The sequence below is a fragment of the Variovorax sp. V35 genome (assembly GCF_041154465.1).
GTDB classification, from domain to species: domain Bacteria; phylum Pseudomonadota; class Gammaproteobacteria; order Burkholderiales; family Burkholderiaceae_C; genus Variovorax; species Variovorax boronicumulans.
On the sequence record NZ_AP028666.1, the window covers coordinates 1,681,860 to 1,699,351 of the forward strand.

Sequence of the window (17,492 nt, forward strand, 5' to 3'; positions counted from 1 at the left end):
AAGCAGAGGGCGCCGGCATCGGCGCCCTCGAAGGAAGGAAAGTTCAAGGGGAGGTCTCCTGTGCGCCACTTCTGTGTCGAGTGGACTGGCGCGACTATCGGACGGCAGGGCGCCCGGGAGGAAATACCGTTTGCTGATGCGACCCCATCGCTATTTCTGATGGTCGGGCGCAAGGCCGCGCGCCGCGTGATGGCCGAGGGAATGGCCGTGGCCACATTGATGCGCCGGATTCATATATCTATCCGATAAATCCATTTCCCTTTTCAATGCCCCGCGTGTCCAATCCTGCGGCCACGTCGGACAAGGCGCGCTCCCGACACACCACCTCGGACACAATGAATTCCATGAAACGAACCACCCGCGCCGCGCTTGCCGCGGCTGCGCTGGTGCTGGCCGCGGTGCCCGCACTGGCCCAGAACTACCCGAACCGGCCCATCCGCCTGATCGTGCCGTTCCCGGCGGCCGGTGCCACCGACCTCTTTGCCCGCACGCTGGGCCAGAAGATGAGCGAGAAGCTCGGCGCCACGCTGGTGGTCGACAACAAGCCCGGCGCGGGCGGTGCGATCGGTTCCGACCTCGCGGCCAAGGCGCCGCCCGATGGCTACACGCTGCTGCTCGCGACCACGAGCACGCACGCCATCGGCCCGGCCATCACGCCCAAGCTGCCCTACGACACGGTGCGCGACTTCACGCCCATCGCCCACGTGGGTGACGCGCCGAGCATCATGCTGGTGCCGGTCAACACGCCCGCCAAGACGGTGCGCGAATGGATCGACAACGCCAAGAAGAACCCCGGCAAGCTCAATTACGCATCGAGCGGCAACGGCACCATCGTGCAGCTCACGGCGGAGCTGTTCAAAGCGCAGGCCGGCGTGTTCGTCACGCACATTCCCTACCGCGGCACGGCGTTGGCGGTGCCCGACCTCATCAGCGGCAAGGTCGACGTGCTGTTCGACTCGCTGCCCACCGGCATGCCGCACGTGCGCGACGGCCGGCTGCGCGCGCTGGGCGTGACCTCGCTCAAGCGCAGCCCGCTCGCGCCCGAGCTGCCGCCCATCGCCGACACGCTGCCCGGCTTCGAGTCGACCACCTGGTTCGGCTTCTACGGCCCGAAGGGGCTGCCGGCCGACATCGTGGCGCGCGTGAACAAGGCCGCCAACGAGGCGCTGGCCGATCCGGAGCTGAAGGACAAGCTCGCGCGCCTGGGCATCGAGCCGGCGAACGCGGGCACGCCCGAGCAGTTCGCAAAGATGGTGGCGGTTGATGCCGCCAAGTGGAAAAAGATCGTCGTCGATCGCAAGATCACGAATGACTAACGAGAGCACGCCGACATGAACTTCGACTTCAACAACCCCTACCTCTCGACCCGCCTCCCGGTCTTCGCGCGCAACGTGGTCGCGACCTCGCACCCGCTGGCCGCGCAGGCCGGCCTGCGCATCCTGCAGCAGGGCGGCAACGCGGTCGATGCGGCCATTGCCACGGCCGCGGTGATGACGCTGGTCGAGCCCGTGAGCAACGGCCTGGGCAGCGACGCCTTCTGCATCCTGTGGGACGGCAAGGAACTGCACGGCCTGAACGCCTCGGGCCCTGCGCCGAAGGCCTGGACGCCCGAGTACTTCAAGGCCAAGTACGGCGCCGATGCCGCCACGCCGCCGATGCGCGGCATCGACTCGGTGACGGTGCCGGGCGCGGTGCGCGGCTGGGTTGCGATGAGCGAGCGTTTCGGCAAGCTGCCGTTCGCCGACCTGATGGCGCCGGCCATCGACATCGCCGAGCGCGGCTACCTCGTGCCGCCGGTGGTGCAGGGCAAGTGGGCGGCGGCCACGCCGATCCTGCAATCGCAGCCCGGCTTCGCGCAGGCCTTCCTGCCCTGGGGCCGCGCGCCCGAGGTCGGCGAGCTGTTCCGCTTCACCGCGGCGGCCCGCGCGCTCAAGGCCATCGCCCGCACCAAGGGCGAGGCCTACTACAACGGCGAGATCGCCGAGGCCATCGCCAAGTTCTCGCAAGAACAGGGCGGCGCGCTCACCGTGGCCGACATGGCGGCCTACCAGCCCGAGTGGGTGAAGCCGATTTCGCGCGACTACCGCGGCCACACGTTGCACGAGATCCCGCCGAACGGCCAGGGCATCGCGGCGCTGATCGCGCTGGGCATCCTCGAGAAGTTCGACATCGCCTCGCTGCCGGTCGACTCGGTGCAGTCGCAGCACCTGCAGATCGAAGCCATGAAGCTGGCCTTCGCCGACGTGTACCGCTACGTGTCGGAGCCATCGTCGATGACGGTGACCCCCGCGCAAATGCTCGATGACGCCTACCTGGCTTCGCGTGCGAGACTCATCGACGTGAACAAGGCGCAGGACTTCAAGGCCGGCAACCCCGTCAAGGGCGGCACCATCTACCTCACGGCCGCGGACGAGAGCGGCATGATGGTGAGCTTCATCCAGAGCAACTACATGGGCTTCGGCTCGGGCTGCGTGGAACCCGAGTTCGGCATCAGCTTGCAGAACCGCGGCCACGGCTTCAGCCTCAAGGCCGAGAGCCCGAACGTGGTGGCGCCGGGCAAGCGCCCGTTCCACACCATCATCCCGGCCTTCCTCACCAAGGACGGCCAGCCGGTGATGAGCTTCGGCGTGATGGGCGGCAACATGCAGCCGCAGGGTCACATGCAGACGCTGGTGCGCATGCTCGACTACAAGCAGAACCCGCAGGCCGCCTGCGATGCGCCGCGCTGGCGCTTCAACGCGGGGCTCGAGATCAACGTCGAGGCCGCGATGAATGCCGGCACGCTGCAAGGGCTGCGCGACCTGGGCCATCACCTCGAGGTGATCAACGACTCCTACCAGGACTTCGGCGCCGGCCAGTTCATCTGGCGCGCGGGCGAGCCTTCGGTCGAAGGCTACGTGGCCGCGAGCGATCCGCGCCGCGACGGCCTCGCTGCAGGCTACTGAGGATCAAGGGATGATCGGGGGATGAACAAGACAGCCGCATCGGTCGGCATTCCCCCGCACGGACACGAGGCCGCCCGCAAGGGCTACGCCACCGGCCTCGTCCTTGCCACGCTGGGCGCCATCGCGTTCAGCGGCAAGGCCATCATCGTCAAGCTGGCGTACCGCTACGGCGTCGACGCCATCACGCTCATCATGCTGCGCATGCTCTTCGCGCTGCCGCTGTTCGCGCTGATGGCGTGGTGGGCCGGGCGCGGCAAGCCCGCGCTCACGACGCGCGACTGGCTCGGCTTCTCGGGCTACTACCTCGCGAGCTTTCTCGACTTTGCCGGGCTGGCCTACATCTCGGCCAGCTTCGAGCGGCTGATTCTTTACCTCAACCCCACGCTGGTGCTGTTCTTCGGCTGGCTGCTGTACCGGCGCCGCCCGACGCGCCCGCAGGTCTTCGGCATGGTCGTGAGTTATGCCGGCGTGCTGCTGGTGTTCGGCCACGAACTCTGGACCGGCGGCGACGGCAAGGGCGGCGGCGCGGCCGCGTGGGGCGCGTTCCTCGTGTTCCTGAGCGCGGTGAGCTATGCGGGCTACCTCGTGTACAGCGGCGAGTTCGTCAAGCGGCTGGGGTCGCTGCGGCTCGTGGGGCTGGCGACCACCGTGGCCTGCGTGCTGTGCATCCTGCAGTTCGTGCTGACGCGGCCGATGAGCGCGGCGATGGCGGTGGCGCCCGAGGTGATCTGGCTGTCGGTGCTCAACGCCACGCTGTGCACGGCTGTGCCTGTCCTCATGGTGATGATGGCCATCGAGCGCATCGGCCCCGCCATTGCGGCGCAAACCGGCATGATCGGGCCCCTGTCGACCATCCTCATGGGGGTGGTCATACTGGGTGAGCCGTTCACCGCATGGATCGCGGCCGGCACGGTGCTCGTCATCGCGGGCATCTTCGTTTTCACACGCAAGGGGCGTTAGCCGTTCTTGCAACATCGATCGACCGATCGACGGGAGCAAACACATGGATCTGGGCATTGCAGGCAGGACCGCACTGGTGTGCGGCGCGAGCAAGGGGTTGGGCTACGGCTGCGCCGAGGCGCTGGTGCGCGAGGGCGTCAACGTGGTGATCGTGGCGCGCGGCGCCGAGGCGCTCGATGCGGCGGCCAAGCAGCTGGTGGCAGCGGCCGGGCCGTCGGGTCCGTTCGTCAAGCAGGTGGCGGCCGACATCACCACCGAAGCCGGCCGCGCGGCCGTGTTCGCGCTGGGCCATGACTTCGACATCGTCGTCACCAACGCCGGCGGCCCGCCGCCCGGCGACTTCCGCAACTGGGACCGCGAGGCGTGGATCAAGGCGGTCGACGCCAACATGCTCACGCCCATCGAGCTCATCAAGGCCACGGTGGACGGCATGGCCAAGCGCGGCTTCGGTCGCATCGTGAACATCACGTCGAGCTCGGTGAAGTCGCCGATCGACATCCTGGGCCTGTCGAACGGCGCGCGCAGCGGCCTCACGGGCTTCGTGGCCGGCGTGGCGCGCACGTCGGTGGCGGCGCAGGGCGTGACCATCAACAACCTGCTGCCGGGCTCCTTCGAGACCGACCGCCTCAAGGGCACGATGGCCGGCGCGGCGCAGAAGTCGGGCCAGGATTTCGACACCGTGTGGGAAGCGCGCAAGAAGAACATTCCGGCCAAGCGCTTCGGCAACCCGGCGGAGTTCGGCGCGATCTGCGCGTTCCTGTGCAGCATGCAGGCCGGCTACATGACCGGCCAGAACGTGCTCGCCGACGGCGGCGCGTACCCCGGAACGTACTGACCGACGCAGCGGCGCGCGTTCAGCGCCGCGACGACACCACGATCCCGCCGACGATCAGCACGAAGGCGGCGCCGTGGTACCAGTACGGCGCCTCGCCGAGGAAGGCCGCCGACAGCACGGCCGCGAACAGCGGCGTGAGGTTCATGAAGATGCTCGCTGCCTGCGGGCCCGCGCGTTGCACGCCGGTGCCCCAGCAGCGGTAGGCCAGCACGGCGGGGCCGATGCCGATGAACAGCATCGCCGCAATGAGCGGCCAGCCCAGGTCGAGGTGGGCGGGCGTGAACGTCCACTCGCCGGCGGCCAGCGCGCCCGACCACGCGACACCGAACACCAATTGCGCCATCAAGAAGGCGGCCCAGTCGCTGCGCACGTTGGTGGGCTCGTGCGTGCGCGCCAGCAGCCAGCTGTAGAAGGCCCAGGCGATGGTGCCCGCGATCATGTAGAGGTCGCCCGGCACCAGCCGCAGCGCCAGCAGCTGCTGCCACTCGCCGCGGCTCAGCACCAGCAGCACGCCCAGCATCGACAGCAGCGCGCCGCCCAGCGCGCGCCGGCTGACGCGCGCGCCGAAGCACAGCGTGCCCACGGCCAGCATCCACAGCGGCAGGCTGGAGCCCACCAGCGTGACGTTGATCGGCGTGGAGGTCTGCAGCGCCAGGTACTGGAAGGCGTTGTACAGGCCGATGCCCAGCAGGCCCAGCAGCGCATAGCGCCGCCAGTGCGCCCACAGCGGGCTGTCGCGGCGCAGCACCCAGGCCGCCAGCGGCAGCAGCAGCACGAACGCGATCACCCAGCGCACGAAGTTCAGCGTCAGCGGCGACACCAGCGCGCGCACCAGCCGGCCAACCACCGCGTTGCCGGCCCACAGCAGCGGCGGCACGGTGAGCAGAAGGGCGGTGAGGGGCGTGAGGCGGTGGTGCGATGCGGACGACATGGCCGCCGACTCTACCGGGCCCGCGCAGTGCCCGTGGCCCGTCGAGAAATGGTCAAACGTGGCACGATGCCCGTCCCATTCTTTTTTTCCCCTGCGTGGAGACAGCAACGATGTTGAGCAAAGCCGTCCGTATCGACCGCCACGGCGGTCCCGAGGAACTGAAGGTCGTCGAGGTCGAGGTGGGCGAGCCCGGCCCCGGCGAGATCCGCATCCGCCACAAGGCCGTGGGCCTGAACTTCATCGACACCTACCAGCGCACCGGCCTGTACCCGTTCCAGATGCCACTGCAGCTGGGCATGGAAGCCTCGGGCCTCGTCGAGGCGGTGGGCGAGGGCGTGACGCACCTGAAGGCGGGCGACCGCGCCGCCTACGCGAGCCAGCCGCCCGGCGCGTATTGCGAGCTGCGCGTGATGCCCGCCAAGTGCGTGTGCAAGCTGCCCGACGACATCTCCTTCGAGACCGGCGCGGCCATGATGCTCAAGGGCCTCACGGCCCAGTACCTGCTGAAGAAGACGCTGCCCGCCGAAGGCCTGCAGCCCGGCGACTTCGTGCTGTTCCATGCCGCGGCCGGCGGTGTCGGCCTCATCGCCTGCCAGTGGGCCAAGGCGCTCGGCCTGCAGCTCATCGGCACGGCCGGCAGCGACGCCAAGTGCCGGCTCGCGCTGGCGCACGGCGCGGCGCACGCCATCAACTACAGCACCGAGAACTTCGCGGCGCGCGTGAAGGAGATCACCGGCGGCCAGGGCGTGAAGGTGGTGTACGACTCGGTGGGCAAGGACACCTTCGAAGGCTCCGTCGACAGCCTGCGCCCCTTCGGCCTGCTGGCGATCTTCGGCAACGGCTCGGGCCCGGTGCCGCCGGTCAACCTCGGCCTGCTGGCCTCGAAGGGCTCGCTCTACGTGACACGCCCGACGCTGTTCACGCACATCGCCACGCGCGAGCGCACGCAGGCCATGGCCGACGACCTGTTCGCCGTGGTGCAAAGCGGCGCGGTGAAGATCCCGATCGACCAGCGCTACGCCCTGGCCGACGTGCAGCAGGCGCACCGCGACCTCGAGGCGCGCAAGACCACGGGCTGCACCATCCTCACGCTCTGAACCAGCGCACGGGCCGGCGGGTGATGTCCTACGCGCGGTGGGGTGTCACACCTTCGACTTGTGGCGGGCGCAATTTGTAGCCTGCACTTGTCCCTTTGCAGAGCCCGCCATGACCACCGTCCGCGCCTTCATCGTCGAAGACAACCCCGCCCAGCGCGCCAGCCTGGCGGGCACGCTGCGCGAGATGGCGCGCGTCGATCCGGTCGGTCAGGCCGAATCGGAGGCCGAGGGCACGCGCTGGCTCACGCGCAACCCGGCGCTGTGGGACTTGGCCATCGTCGACCTGTTCCTGGGCGACGGCACGGGCTACAGCGTGCTCGAGGCCTGCCGCAACCGCGACCCGAGGCAGAAGATGGTGGTGCTCAGCAACCACGCCACGCCCGAGACGCGCCGCAAGTGCGCGCAGCTCGGCGCCGACGCGGTGTTCGACAAGGCCACAGAGGTGGAGGAGCTGATCGACTTCTGCGTGCGCCAGCGGCAGGAGCGCTTCTTCAGCGCGCCTTCGTCGGCGGGGCCGCGGGCGCCTCACTGAGCGCCGCCGTCTCGCGCACCATGCGCCAGACCCGCTGCGCCAGCGGCGACAGCTCGCGGTTGCGGCGCCGGATCAGCATGATCGCGCGCTGCACGTTGGGCACTAGCGGGCGCACCACCAGCCGCGCCAGCCCTTCGGGCGGCAGCGACAGGCCCGGCATCACGCTGATGCCGATGCCGGCCTCGACCATGCGGAACACGGTGGTCGCATGGCCCAGCTGCTGCTTCACGTCGCAGCGCGCGCCGTGTCGTTCCAGCGCCTGGTCGATGAGGCGCCGGCTGCCCGAGGCGTGATCGAGCAGCACCAGCGGCTGGCCGTCGAGCGCCGACCAGTTCACCGAGGCCTTCTTTTCCGTCAGCCGGTGGCCGGGCAGCGTGACCACCATGAAGGGGTCGTTGAGGATCGACTCGCAGTGCAGGTCGTCGGCCTCCGAGGGCTCGATCACCACGCCGAAATCGACCTCGCCGCTGCGCACGCTGTCCAGCACGTCCTGCTGGATGCGGTCGAGCAGCAGGAACTGGATGCCCGGCGCCTGCACCGCGCAGGCCGCGATGCAGTCGGGCATGAGGTTGGCCGAGAGCGTGGGGCTGCTGGCCACGCGCACCTTGCCGCCGCGCGCGCTGGCCAGGCCGGCCACGTCCTGCAGGGTCTGGTCGAGTTCGTCGAGCACGCGGTCGAGCCGGGCCGCGAACGAGTGGCCGGCTTCGGTCAGCACCACCTCGCGCGTGGTGCGGTCCAGCAGCTTGAGGCCGAGCTGGGCCTCGAGCTCCGAGATCGACCGGCTCACCGCCGGCTGGCTCAGGCCCACCTGGTCGCCGGCACGGCTGAAGTTGCGGCCCTCGGCCACCGAGCGGAAGACGCGGAGTTGGCGCAGCGTGACGTTCATGCACTCAAATCATATATCCATCCGATAAATCCATTTCTCTTTTGAATGGCCGGAAGGTCCAATGCAGGCCATGGCACGTTCACGCTTTCTCCCCGACAACTTCACGCTCACGCTCGTCGCGGTCGTCACCCTGGCCAGCCTGCTGCCCGCCAGCGGCCGCGTGGCCCATTTCTTCGAGGGCCTGACCACGGTCGCGATCGGGCTGCTGTTCTTCCTGCACGGCGCCAAGCTGTCGCGCGAGGCGATCCTCGCGGGCATCACGCATTGGCGGCTGCACCTGCTGGTGTTCGCCTGCACCTTCATCCTGTTTCCGGTGCTGGGGCTCGCGCTGCGGCCTGTGCTGGGGCCGCTGGTGACGCCGCAGCTGTACACGGGCGTGCTGTTCCTGTGCGTGCTGCCGGCCACGGTGCAGTCGGCGATTGCGTTCACTGCGATGGCGCGGGGGAACATGCCGGCCGCCATCTGCAGCGCCTCGGCTTCGACCTTGCTGGGCGTGTTCATCACGCCGGTGCTGGTGAGCCTGGTGGTGTTGCCTGAAGGCGGGGCGGTGGCGTCGTCGTCGTCGCTCGACGCGATCGGGCGCATCCTGCTGCAGCTGCTGGTGCCGTTCGTCATCGGCCACCTGTCGCGCCCGCTGATCGGCAAGTGGATCCAGAAGCGCGCCGCGGTGCTGAAGTTCGTGGACCAGGGTTCGATCCTGCTGGTGGTCTACACGGCGTTCAGCGCAGCCGTGATCGAAGGGCTCTGGAAGCAGATTCCCGTGAGCGCGCTGCTGGGGCTGCTGCTGGTGTGCGGCGTGTTGCTGGCGCTGGCACTGGGCCTGACGACCTTCATGGCGCGGCGCTTCGGCTTCAACATCGAGGACGAGATCACCATCGTCTTCTGCGGCTCCAAGAAGAGCCTGGCGAGCGGGATTCCGATGGCCAAGGTGCTGTTTGCCTCGCACGCCGTCGGCGCGATCGTGCTGCCCCTGATGCTGTTCCACCAGATGCAGCTGATGGTGTGCGCGGTGCTGGCGCAGCGCTACGCGCGGCGCGCGACGCCAGCCCCGGCACCTGCGCTTCGCACGGCCGAGTAGGCTGCCCGGCGCATCGCGTTCACGCACCGGCCGGCGCGTGAACGCAAAACAACACCCGCGAGGGGAGGGCTGGTGTCCACCAGATTCCTCCAATTTTGAACAGGACCATCCGGTCAGCGGCTCGATGAAGAGCAGCTGAAAACCCCGGAGAAACCTGAATGAAGAAATCCCTCACGGCACTCGCCGCGCTGGCCGTCACCGGCCTGGCCTCTGCCCAATCGTCGGTCACCCTGTTCGGCGTCGTCGATGCCGGCGTGAGCTACCAGAGCGCCACCTCGCGCAACCCCGTCACGGGCACCACCAGCAAGCAGAGCCAATGGAGCCTGGCCAACTCGGGCTACAACTCCAGCCGCATCGGCTTTCGCGGCACGGAAGACCTGGGCGGCGGGCTCGCCGCCAGCTTCTGGCTCGAGGCGCCGATCAGCAACGACGACGGCGCCACCGGCATCGCCAACTTCAACCGCCGTTCCACCGTCAGCCTGTCGGGCGGCTTCGGCGAAGTGCGGCTGGGCCGCGACTACACGGCCACGTTCTGGAACGACACGGTGTTCGACCCGTTCGGCACCAACGGCTCGGGCTCGAGCGTGATCAACACGGTCAGCGGCAGCACCGCGCTGGGCAACACGAACTACGTGCGCGCCAGCAACATGGTCGGCTACTTCCTGCCGCCCAACCTCGGCGGCTTCTACGGCCAGCTGCAGTACAGCCTGAACGAGAACACGAAGACCAGCGCGACCGACACCACCGCTGCCACCAGCAGCAGTGCGGGCCGCTACGTCGGCGGGCGTTTCGGCTATGCGAACGGGCCGCTGGACATCGCGCTGGCGGTGGGCCAGAACGTGGCGGTCGACACCACCACGCTCACGCGCAAGGTGCAGACCATCAACCTCGGCGCGTCGTACGACTTCGGTCCGGTCAAGCTGTTCGGTGAGCTGTCGAACGTGAAGAACAAGTTCGACCTCGCGGCACTGGGCAACAGCCACGACAGCTACAACGGCTACCTGATCGGCGCGAGCATGCCGGTGGGCGCGGGCCTGATCCGCGCGTCGTACTCGACGGTGCGCTATAACGAAGGCGCGGTCGGCGTCACGGGCGACGACCCGCGCGCGAACAAGCTCGCGATCGGCTACGTGCACAACCTGTCCAAACGCACCGCGCTGTACGCCACCGTGGCGCGCGTGAGCAACCGCAACGACGCGAACTACACGGGCAGCCTCACGGCCGCCAGCACCACGGGCTATGGCAGCACGGGCGTGGGCTACACGGGCCTGCCGCGTTCGTCGACGGGCTACGACTTCGGCATTCGCCACGCGTTCTGACCGGCTTCCGTTCGCGTGCGTCGGCGCTGTCGGTGCACGCGAACGGGCCCTGCCGTCGAACCAGTCATGCATCGATTCACATGATCCGAATTCATCACCTCGCAGGCGTACTGGCAGCGCTCGGCCTGTCGGGCTGCATCGTGCTGCCGCCGCCTCTTTTTCCGCCCGGGCCACCGCCGGGATTTCGCGAAGGGCCCCCGCCACGCTGTGAGGCCCCGAGCGGCTGCGCGCGGCCGGCCTTTCCTGAAACGCGCTGAGGACTGTCGACCGTGTACGGCAGTTCACTAGGCCTGGTCATTGCCACGCTCATCGGCCTCGGCCTGACCGGCGTGCTCGCGCTGATGGGCGCGCTGTTCGTCGCCAACGCCCGCGCGGCCGTGCAAGCCCGCGGCCTCGCGCAGCAGGCCCGCACGCAGCAGCGCCAGCAACTGGCGGACAGCCGCGTGCAGGACCTGCGGCCATTGCTCGGCACTGAATCTGGCGATGCAACATCGCTGCACCTCGATGTGCACCTGCCCGCGGAAGCGGTGCCGGTCTTCGGCATTCCGTCGGAGCTGCGCGAGCTGCTGGCCAAGGTGGCCGCGCATGCCGCGCGCGTGATGGCGGCGGGCGCGACGCTGCAGGTGCGCGCGCGCATCGAAGGCACGCAGGCCGTCGTTCACTGGCGCGACCTCGACGCAGACAGCGAACGCCCACCGCTGGCGCGCTTCTTCGACGCGCTCGACGCCGCTTCGCTGGCCAGCGCGCGCATCTGCGAGCGCATCGCGGGGCGCCACGGCGGGCGCATCTATTCCGCGCCGGACGATGGCGGCGTGCTCGGGCTGACGCTGCGCCTGCCGCTGTACGCGCCGGCGGTGGCCGCTGGATCAGTCGACTGAAGTGCGCGTCGGCGCCGAAGGAGCCGACGATGTGCCGGCCAGCTCAAGGGCTTCGAGCGCCTCGTACTCCACCGCCAGGAAATCCACCAGCTTGCGCACCGACGGCAGCAGGCCGCGGCGCGAGGGGAACACCGCGTGCACGATGCCGCTGCGCGGCGCCCATTGCGGCAGCGCATCGACCAGGCGGCCGGCCTGCAGGTCGTCGCGCACCATCATCGTCGGCATCTTGGCCACGCCCACGCCCTGCAGGGCGGCATGGCGCAGCGCGGCCATGTCGTCGGTCACCAGGCGGGGCTGGTGGCGCACCTCGGCGCTCGCGCCGTCGGGGCCTTCGAGCGACCAGGTGTGGTGCGGCTGGGCCGGGCCGAGGTCCAGGCTGGGCAACAGGCCGATGTCGGCGGGGCTGGCCGGCGCCGTCAGGCCTTCGAGCAAGCGCGGGTGGGCCACGAGGCGCTGCGTGCTGTGGCCCAGCACCTTCATCACCAGGTCGGTGTCCTCGAGCGGCGGAAAGCGCACGCGCAGCGCGAGGTCGAAGCCTTCGCGGATCACGTCGACGCGGCGGTTGGTGCTTTCGAGCTGCACCGTCACGCGCGGGCACTCGGTCATGAAGCGGGCGATCATTTCGGCCACCTGGTAGTACACCAGCGCCGGCGGGCACGACAGCCGCACCAGCCCCTGCGGCTGGGCCTGCAGGCGGTCGATGGCCTCCTGCGCGGCGTCGGCCTCGACCAGCATGGCCACGCAGTGCTCGTAGTACTGGCGGCCGATGTCGGTGACGCTGAAGCGGCGCGTGGAACGCTGGATCAGGCGCACGCCCAGCCGCTCTTCGAGCAGCGCGATGCGCCGGCTCAGGCTCGACTTGGGCACGCTGAGCGCGCGGCCGGCGGGGGCAAAACCGCCGTGGTCGACCACCTGGGCGTAGTAGTAGAGATCGTTCAGGTCGCGCATGGCTTTTTGGGGCCCTCCGTGCCGTTGATCGTTCGCCAGATGGAACGATGAGGGCGAATTCTGGCATCTACTCAAAGCATCGTTGCGGCCCCATCCTTGATCCATGGCTTTCCCGTTCCGGGCGAGCCGCCAGATGGAAAGGAACACAGACCATGAAGAAGATCCTCGGCACCTACAGCGCACCGCGCCCGCACTGGGTGGGCGACGGTTTTCCCGTGCGCTCGCTGTTCAGCTACGACACGCTGGGCCGCCACGCCAGCCCCTTCCTGCTGCTGGACTACGCCGGTCCGGCCCCCTTCACGCCGACCACGCAGCCGCGCGGCGTGGGCCAGCACCCGCACCGCGGCTTCGAGACCGTGACCATCGTCTACAGGGGCGAGGTGTCGCACCGCGACTCGACCGGGCAGGGCGGCACCATCGGCCCCGGCGACGTGCAATGGATGACCGCGGGCGCGGGCATCCTGCACGAGGAGTTCCATTCCGAAGCGTTCACGCGCGACGGCGGCGAGCTCGAGATGGTGCAGCTGTGGGTCAACCTGCCCGCCAAGGACAAGATGGCCACGCCCGGCTACCAGGCCATCGTCGATGCGCAGATTCCGTCGGTGCCGCTGCCGGAAGGCGCGGGCAGCGTGCGCGTGATCGCGGGCGACTACCTCGGTCACAAGGGGCCGGCGCACACTTTCACGCCCATCGACGTGTGGGACCTGCGCCTGAACCAGGGCGCGCAGGTGACGCTGCCGGTGCCCGAAGGCCACACGGCCGCGGTGGTGGTGCTGCGCGGCACGGTGCAGGTGAACGGCGAGACGGTCGTGCGCGACGCGCAGATGGTGCTGCTCGACCGCGCGGGCGACGCGCTCACGCTGGACGCCAACAACGACGCGGTGGTGCTGCTGCTCAGCGGCGAGCCGATCGACGAACCCATCGTCGGCCACGGCCCCTTCGTGATGAACACGCGCGACGAGATCGTGCAGGCGATGAAGGACTTCGGCAGCGGGAAGTTCGGGCAGATGCAGCCGGCTTGAACCCCTGCGCTCCGGTCGCGAGACACCGCAGAACCGGCTTTGCCGGGCTGCTGGTGTCGCCCCCGGTAGGGGGTTGGAGAAGCGACACGAAGTGCGCGAAGCCTGGGGGCGAGCCTAGGCCATGAGCATGCCGCGCGTTTCGATGAAGGCCACCACCTCGGCGACGCCCGTGAGCGTCTTGAGGTTGGTCATCACGTAGGGGCGCTGGCGGCGCATGCGCTGGGTGTCCTGTTCCATCACGTCGAGGTTCGCGCCCACGTAGGGCGCGAGGTCGGTCTTGTTGATGACGAACAGGTCGCTCTTGGTGATGCCGGGGCCGCCCTTGCGCGGGATCTTCTCGCCGGCGGCCACGTCGATCACGTAGATGGTGAGGTCCGACAGCTCGGGACTGAAGGTGGCCGCGAGGTTGTCGCCGCCCGATTCGACGAACACGATGTCGGCGTTGGGAAAGTCTTCGAGCATGCGGTCGATGGCCTCGAGGTTGATCGAGGCGTCTTCGCGGATCGCGGTGTGCGGGCAGCCGCCGGTTTCCACGCCCATGATGCGCTCGGCCGGCAGCGCGCCGGCCACGGTGAGCAGGCGCTGGTCTTCCTTGGTGTAGATGTCGTTGGTGATGGCGACCAGGTCGTACTTGTCGCGCATCGCCTTGCAGAGCATTTCGAGCAGGGTGGTCTTGCCCGAGCCGACGGGGCCGCCGATGCCCACGCGCAGCGGCGGGAGCTTCTTGGTGCGGTTCGGGATGTGGTGCAGGGCGGAGGTCATGGGCGAAAAGGTCCGGTTCGGTCAGCTTCGGAAGAGGCGGGAATATTGTGTTTCATGGCGGGCCGACAACACCGCCAGCAGGGGCGCGAAGGCTTGGCGCTCGTCGTCGCTCAGTTGCATTGCGCGGTCAACGGCCGCAGGGATTTCGTTCGCCAGCCGCGACAGGATGCGCTGGCCCGCGCTCTGGCCCAGCGGCACGGCCTTGACGGCGGCGGCGACCATGTTCTCGGCCCAGCCGAAGGCGAAGGCCAGGCAGCCGTCTTGCACCGAAGCTTCGGTGCGGCTGGCCGCGAACGCGAAGGCCACGGGGTAGGTCGCGGGCAGGCCGGCGAAGACCTCGGCGGTGTCGGCATGGTGCAGCTTCAGCCACTCGACGAAGGAGCGGCCCATCTGCTCGGTCTGCAGGAAGAACTCGGCGGATTCGCGGGTGTGCAGCACCCAGTCGTTGAGGGCGCGGATGCGTTGTGCGTCGTTCGCGCGCCAGGCCGTGATCGCCTGGGCGGCCAGGGCGAGGTCGCCGCGCGCGAAGCTCAGGTGCAGCTGGTCGGAGAGCCACTCGGTGGCGCTGGCTTCGGAGTTGATGCCGGCCCATTCGACTGCGGCCTCGACGCCTTCGGAGTACGAGAAGCCTCCCACTGGCAGGGCGGGGGAGGCGAGCCAGATGAGCTGGAGGAGGCTGTGCGGGGTCGGCATTTGTTTATTGGCGCGCGCCGTTGTTCAGGGCGCGTGCGCAGGCCACCGGGTACTTCCCTCCGCGAATGTCCCCCGGCCTGCGGCCTCCTCCTTGATTTCGCTGCGGGAAGCACCCAGTGTCCTGCGCACGGGAAGGCCGTCGTTCATTTCAGTGCGAGTGGCCGTGATCGTCGTCGAGCAGTTCGGGGGCGAGCACGAGGGGCTTCGGGCCGCTGCTGTGCGAGTGCCCGTGGTCGTGACTGTGGTCATGGTCATGGCTGTGGCCGCCATGCGAATGCCCTTGCGCGCCGTACGCGCCGCCTTCGGGCTCGAAGGCTTCCTCGACGGCGACGACGATCAGGTGCATCGAACGCAGCATGTCGGCCAGCACGTGGTCGGGTTCGATCTTCAGGTGGTCGGGCTTGAGCTCGATCGGCACATGCCGGTTGCCCAGGTGGTAGGCCGCGCGCGTCAGGTCGAAGGGCGTGCCGTGGGCGGTGCAGTGCGTGATGCGCAGCACCGGCTGCGGCGCCGCGATCACGCGCACCAGCGAGCCGTCTTCCGCGACCAGCACGTCGCCGCCGCGCACCGCGGTGCCGCGCGGCAGGAAGATGCCGATCTGCCGGCCCTGCGAGTCGGTGGCGTCGAAACGGCTTTTCTGGCGCACGTCCCAGTCGAGTTCGATGGTGGCGGCACGCTTGAGCAGCACGGGCGCGAGACCGCGGCCCTGGGGCATGAGTTTGTTGGCGGTGAGCATGGCGGGTTGCGACTCCAGATGAGGCGGAATAATATAACGCTTGTTATAACTTTTGCTCGTGGGAGTCCGCCATGTCCGCACTCAAACTGACCCAGATCGGCAACTCGGTCGGTGTCATCCTGCCCAAGGAGGTGCTGGCCAGCATGAAGGTCGGCAAGGGCGACACGGTCTACCTCACGCAGGCCGCGGGTGGCGGCTTCACGCTCACGCCGTACGACGACGCCTTCGAACGCCAGATGGAGGCGGCGCGGCGCGTCATGAAGAAGCGGCGCAACGTGCTGCGCGAGCTGGCGAAATGAGCGCGGCCAACCAGGCCTGGGTCTGGCTTAGCCTGCAGTTGATTCATGCGGTGCATGAAGAGCAGTTGGCCGAGCATGGCGGGCCGGCGGGCGTGCGCGACGAGGGCCTTCTGGCCTCGGCCATGGGCCGGCCGCAGAACCGCGCGCTGTACGAATCGCCCGATGCGGCCACGCTGGCCGCAGCCTATGCCTTCGGCATCGCGCGCAACCACCCCTTCACGGACGGCAACAAGCGAACCGCTTTCGTCGCGATGGAAGTGTTCCTCGACCTCAATGGCTTCGAGTTGGTGGCGTCCGACCACGACTGCGTGCTCATCACGCTGAAGCTCGCCGAAGGCGGGCTGGACGAAGACGCGCTCGCCCAGTGGATTCGCGAGCACCTGGCGCCACGCAACGGCTGAGACGGCGCGCGCGGCGCGGGTGAGTGAAAACGCAGGCATGGGCATGGTGCAACAAGGGTTCCTCCTCCCGTAGCAAGGACCGGGCCCCGCGCAGGGCTTGCCTGCGCGCCCCATCCGCCCCAGCATCCGCGTCATGAACAGCCTGGCCTACCTGACGACCGACGTCGCCACCCCGCTGCGTTTCGACTACTGGCACGACGTCGTGTGCCGCCACTGCATTCCCGCGGCCAGCCGTGCGATGACGGCCGAGCCGTTCGAAGGGCGGCTCGACGTGCGCGAGGTGGGCGCGGTCAGCGTCAACCGCATGTCGGCGCCGGTGCATCACTGGTCGCGCGACGCGCCCCACCTGCGCCGGCACCCGCTGGACGACCTGTGGCTGGCGTTCGTTCAGGAGGGCGAGGGCACCTTGGTGCAAGGCGGGCGGCAGGGGCGGCTGCGCAGCGGCGACATGGTGCTCTACGACGCCGGCCGGCCCTTCGAATGCACGCTGGACGCGCGCTCGGTCTACCTGGCGCGCATGCCGCGCCGGCTGCTGCTGCGGCGTTTCGCGAAGGCCGAGGACTTCACCGCCCGCACCATCGCCGCGGACCGTCCCGGCGCGGCGCCGCTGCACGCGATGTTGCGGGAGACGGCGAACCCGGCCTTCGCGCAGCCGCATTCCATCGCCGCCGAACGCTTCGGCGGCGCGCTCATCGACCTGCTGGCCGTGACGCTCGAACTGCAGCAGGACATGGCTGGCGACGCTGGCACCGAGCGCGGCCTGCATGCGCGCATGACGGCCTACATCGAGCGCCATCTGGACGACCCGGCGCTGTCGCTCGATACGTTGGCGCAGGCGCACCACGTCTCGGCGCGCACCGTGGCCCGTGCGTTCGCACGCCAGGGCGAAACGGCGATGGGCGCGGTCTGGCAGGCGCGCCTGGCGGCCAGCCGCGACGCGCTGATGGGCGGGCGCGCACACAGCGTGACCGACGTCGCGTTCCAGCACGGGTTTTCCGACCTGTCGCATTTCAGCCGGGTCTTCCGCAAGGCCTACGGCTGCGCGCCGCACACGCTGCTGAAGCCGCGCTGAGCGCCGCGCGCGGGATGTCCGCCCCAGCACAAGTGCATGTCCGGAAGAGACCAGCGCGGGCCGCCGCGCGCCGATAAGGTTCGCCCGGGGTGGCAGCT

19 protein-coding genes are annotated in these 17,492 nt (G+C 69.0%); 13 read left to right on the plus strand and 6 right to left on the minus strand.

The window, feature by feature from the left end:
- The first annotated feature begins 344 nt into the window (after positions 1 to 344).
- Genes ACAM42_RS07710 through ACAM42_RS07725 form a run of 4 tightly spaced genes read left to right on the plus strand, consistent with a single transcriptional unit; the run spans position 345 to position 4,740 of the window.
- Positions 345 to 1,316, plus strand: coding sequence for a Bug family tripartite tricarboxylate transporter substrate binding protein (locus tag ACAM42_RS07710; protein ID WP_369631638.1), 972 nt, complete (start codon positions 345 to 347; stop codon positions 1,314 to 1,316).
- A gap of 15 nt (positions 1,317 to 1,331) precedes the next feature.
- Positions 1,332 to 2,945 carry a gamma-glutamyltransferase family protein gene (locus tag ACAM42_RS07715; protein ID WP_369631639.1) on the plus strand — a complete coding sequence of 538 codons (1,614 nt, stop codon included), beginning with the start codon at positions 1,332 to 1,334 and terminating at the stop codon, positions 2,943 to 2,945.
- Positions 2,946 to 2,966: 21 nt separating this feature from the next.
- A complete protein-coding gene (locus tag ACAM42_RS07720) occupies positions 2,967 to 3,905 on the plus strand; it encodes a DMT family transporter (protein ID WP_369631640.1) in 939 nt (312 codons plus the stop codon).
- Positions 3,906 to 3,948: 43 nt separating this feature from the next.
- Positions 3,949 to 4,740, plus strand: a complete 792-nt coding sequence (locus ACAM42_RS07725; RefSeq protein ID WP_369631641.1) for an SDR family oxidoreductase — start codon at positions 3,949 to 3,951, stop codon at positions 4,738 to 4,740.
- Positions 4,741 to 4,759: 19 nt separating this feature from the next.
- On the opposite strand, the gene ACAM42_RS07730 is transcribed toward ACAM42_RS07725, so the two are convergent.
- Positions 4,760 to 5,671, minus strand: a complete 912-nt coding sequence (locus ACAM42_RS07730; protein WP_062479429.1) for a DMT family transporter — start codon at positions 5,669 to 5,671, stop codon at positions 4,760 to 4,762.
- Positions 5,672 to 5,781: 110 nt separating this feature from the next.
- On the opposite strand from ACAM42_RS07730, the gene ACAM42_RS07735 reads away from it, so the two are divergent.
- Both ACAM42_RS07735 and ACAM42_RS07740 read left to right on the plus strand, forming a co-directional pair.
- Entirely contained in the window at positions 5,782 to 6,768 is a 987-nt protein-coding gene (locus tag ACAM42_RS07735) for a quinone oxidoreductase (RefSeq protein WP_369631642.1), read from the plus strand.
- A gap of 109 nt (positions 6,769 to 6,877) precedes the next feature.
- On the plus strand, positions 6,878 to 7,300 hold the full coding sequence (locus ACAM42_RS07740) for a response regulator (protein WP_369631643.1): 423 nt from the start codon (positions 6,878 to 6,880) through the stop codon (positions 7,298 to 7,300).
- Here ACAM42_RS07740 and ACAM42_RS07745 read toward each other — a convergent pair.
- Positions 7,260 to 8,186, minus strand: coding sequence for a LysR family transcriptional regulator (locus ACAM42_RS07745; RefSeq protein ID WP_062479435.1), 927 nt, complete (start codon positions 8,184 to 8,186; stop codon positions 7,260 to 7,262). The genes ACAM42_RS07740 and ACAM42_RS07745 overlap by 41 nt on opposite strands.
- 70 nt (positions 8,187 to 8,256) lie before the next feature.
- Between ACAM42_RS07745 and ACAM42_RS07750 the strand changes: the two genes are divergently transcribed.
- From ACAM42_RS07750 to ACAM42_RS07760, 3 genes are all read left to right on the plus strand, one after another.
- Positions 8,257 to 9,264, plus strand: a complete 1,008-nt coding sequence (locus ACAM42_RS07750) for a bile acid:sodium symporter family protein (RefSeq protein WP_369631644.1) — start codon at positions 8,257 to 8,259, stop codon at positions 9,262 to 9,264.
- Between the two features lie 158 nt (positions 9,265 to 9,422).
- Complete coding sequence (locus ACAM42_RS07755) at positions 9,423 to 10,583, plus strand: porin (RefSeq protein ID WP_095949392.1); 1,161 nt, start codon at positions 9,423 to 9,425, stop codon at positions 10,581 to 10,583.
- Between the two features lie 269 nt (positions 10,584 to 10,852).
- The gene (locus ACAM42_RS07760; RefSeq protein WP_369631645.1) at positions 10,853 to 11,461 is read left to right on the plus strand and encodes an ATP-binding protein; all 609 of its coding nucleotides are present in this window, start codon (positions 10,853 to 10,855) and stop codon (positions 11,459 to 11,461) included.
- On the opposite strand, the gene ACAM42_RS07765 is transcribed toward ACAM42_RS07760, so the two are convergent.
- A complete protein-coding gene (locus tag ACAM42_RS07765; protein ID WP_369631646.1) occupies positions 11,450 to 12,409 on the minus strand; it encodes a LysR family transcriptional regulator in 960 nt (319 codons plus the stop codon). The genes ACAM42_RS07760 and ACAM42_RS07765 overlap by 12 nt on opposite strands.
- A gap of 152 nt (positions 12,410 to 12,561) precedes the next feature.
- Here ACAM42_RS07765 and ACAM42_RS07770 point away from each other — a divergent pair, with 152 nt between their 5' ends.
- On the plus strand, positions 12,562 to 13,431 hold the full coding sequence (locus ACAM42_RS07770) for a pirin family protein (RefSeq protein WP_369631647.1): 870 nt from the start codon (positions 12,562 to 12,564) through the stop codon (positions 13,429 to 13,431).
- A 114-nt stretch (positions 13,432 to 13,545) separates the two neighbouring features.
- Here the strand turns inward: ACAM42_RS07770 and ureG are convergent, their stop codons facing one another.
- From ureG to ureE, 3 genes are all read right to left on the minus strand, one after another.
- Positions 13,546 to 14,193 (minus strand): urease accessory protein UreG, encoded by a 648-nt coding sequence (gene ureG / locus ACAM42_RS07775; RefSeq protein ID WP_369631648.1) that lies wholly within the window; start codon positions 14,191 to 14,193, stop codon positions 13,546 to 13,548.
- 21 nt (positions 14,194 to 14,214) lie between these two features.
- A complete protein-coding gene (locus ACAM42_RS07780) occupies positions 14,215 to 14,886 on the minus strand; it encodes an urease accessory protein UreF (protein ID WP_369631649.1) in 672 nt (223 codons plus the stop codon).
- 148 nt (positions 14,887 to 15,034) lie between these two features.
- Positions 15,035 to 15,622: an urease accessory protein UreE gene (gene ureE, locus ACAM42_RS07785; RefSeq protein WP_369631650.1), complete on the minus strand. Its 588-nt coding sequence runs from the start codon at positions 15,620 to 15,622 to the stop codon at positions 15,035 to 15,037.
- A 71-nt stretch (positions 15,623 to 15,693) separates the two neighbouring features.
- Between ureE and ACAM42_RS07790 the strand changes: the two genes are divergently transcribed.
- The 3 genes from ACAM42_RS07790 to ACAM42_RS07800 all read left to right on the plus strand — a co-directional run bounded on the left by ACAM42_RS07790 (position 15,694) and on the right by ACAM42_RS07800 (position 17,394).
- Positions 15,694 to 15,921 (plus strand): AbrB/MazE/SpoVT family DNA-binding domain-containing protein, encoded by a 228-nt coding sequence (locus ACAM42_RS07790; protein ID WP_095743901.1) that lies wholly within the window; start codon positions 15,694 to 15,696, stop codon positions 15,919 to 15,921.
- On the plus strand, positions 15,918 to 16,322 hold the full coding sequence (locus ACAM42_RS07795) for a type II toxin-antitoxin system death-on-curing family toxin (protein WP_369631651.1): 405 nt from the start codon (positions 15,918 to 15,920) through the stop codon (positions 16,320 to 16,322). Before ACAM42_RS07790 ends, ACAM42_RS07795 begins: the two co-directional genes overlap by 4 nt.
- 133 nt (positions 16,323 to 16,455) lie before the next feature.
- Complete coding sequence (locus ACAM42_RS07800) at positions 16,456 to 17,394, plus strand: helix-turn-helix domain-containing protein (protein WP_369631652.1); 939 nt, start codon at positions 16,456 to 16,458, stop codon at positions 17,392 to 17,394.
- Positions 17,395 to 17,492 lie beyond the last annotated feature (98 nt).

Coding starts and splice junctions, on each gene's coding strand:
- ACAM42_RS07790 (WP_095743901.1), top strand. CDS start 15,694: ATGTCCGCACTCAAACTGACCCAGATCGGCAACTCGGTCGGTGTCATC.
- ACAM42_RS07715 (WP_369631639.1), top strand. CDS start 1,332: ATGAACTTCGACTTCAACAACCCCTACCTCTCGACCCGCCTCCCGGTC.
- ACAM42_RS07800 (WP_369631652.1), top strand. CDS start 16,456: ATGAACAGCCTGGCCTACCTGACGACCGACGTCGCCACCCCGCTGCGT.
- ACAM42_RS07725 (WP_369631641.1), top strand. CDS start 3,949: ATGGATCTGGGCATTGCAGGCAGGACCGCACTGGTGTGCGGCGCGAGC.
- ACAM42_RS07780 (WP_369631649.1), bottom strand. CDS start 14,886: ATGCCGACCCCGCACAGCCTCCTCCAGCTCATCTGGCTCGCCTCCCCC.
- ACAM42_RS07740 (WP_369631643.1), top strand. CDS start 6,878: ATGACCACCGTCCGCGCCTTCATCGTCGAAGACAACCCCGCCCAGCGC.
- ACAM42_RS07735 (WP_369631642.1), top strand. CDS start 5,782: ATGTTGAGCAAAGCCGTCCGTATCGACCGCCACGGCGGTCCCGAGGAA.
- ACAM42_RS07795 (WP_369631651.1), top strand. CDS start 15,918: ATGAGCGCGGCCAACCAGGCCTGGGTCTGGCTTAGCCTGCAGTTGATT.
- ACAM42_RS07755 (WP_095949392.1), top strand. CDS start 9,423: ATGAAGAAATCCCTCACGGCACTCGCCGCGCTGGCCGTCACCGGCCTG.
- ACAM42_RS07710 (WP_369631638.1), top strand. CDS start 345: ATGAAACGAACCACCCGCGCCGCGCTTGCCGCGGCTGCGCTGGTGCTG.
- ACAM42_RS07730 (WP_062479429.1), bottom strand. CDS start 5,671: ATGTCGTCCGCATCGCACCACCGCCTCACGCCCCTCACCGCCCTTCTG.
- ACAM42_RS07750 (WP_369631644.1), top strand. CDS start 8,257: ATGGCACGTTCACGCTTTCTCCCCGACAACTTCACGCTCACGCTCGTC.
- ureG (WP_369631648.1), bottom strand. CDS start 14,193: ATGACCTCCGCCCTGCACCACATCCCGAACCGCACCAAGAAGCTCCCG.
- ACAM42_RS07745 (WP_062479435.1), bottom strand. CDS start 8,186: ATGAACGTCACGCTGCGCCAACTCCGCGTCTTCCGCTCGGTGGCCGAG.
- ureE (WP_369631650.1), bottom strand. CDS start 15,622: ATGCTCACCGCCAACAAACTCATGCCCCAGGGCCGCGGTCTCGCGCCC.
- ACAM42_RS07770 (WP_369631647.1), top strand. CDS start 12,562: ATGAAGAAGATCCTCGGCACCTACAGCGCACCGCGCCCGCACTGGGTG.
- ACAM42_RS07765 (WP_369631646.1), bottom strand. CDS start 12,409: ATGCGCGACCTGAACGATCTCTACTACTACGCCCAGGTGGTCGACCAC.
- ACAM42_RS07720 (WP_369631640.1), top strand. CDS start 2,967: ATGAACAAGACAGCCGCATCGGTCGGCATTCCCCCGCACGGACACGAG.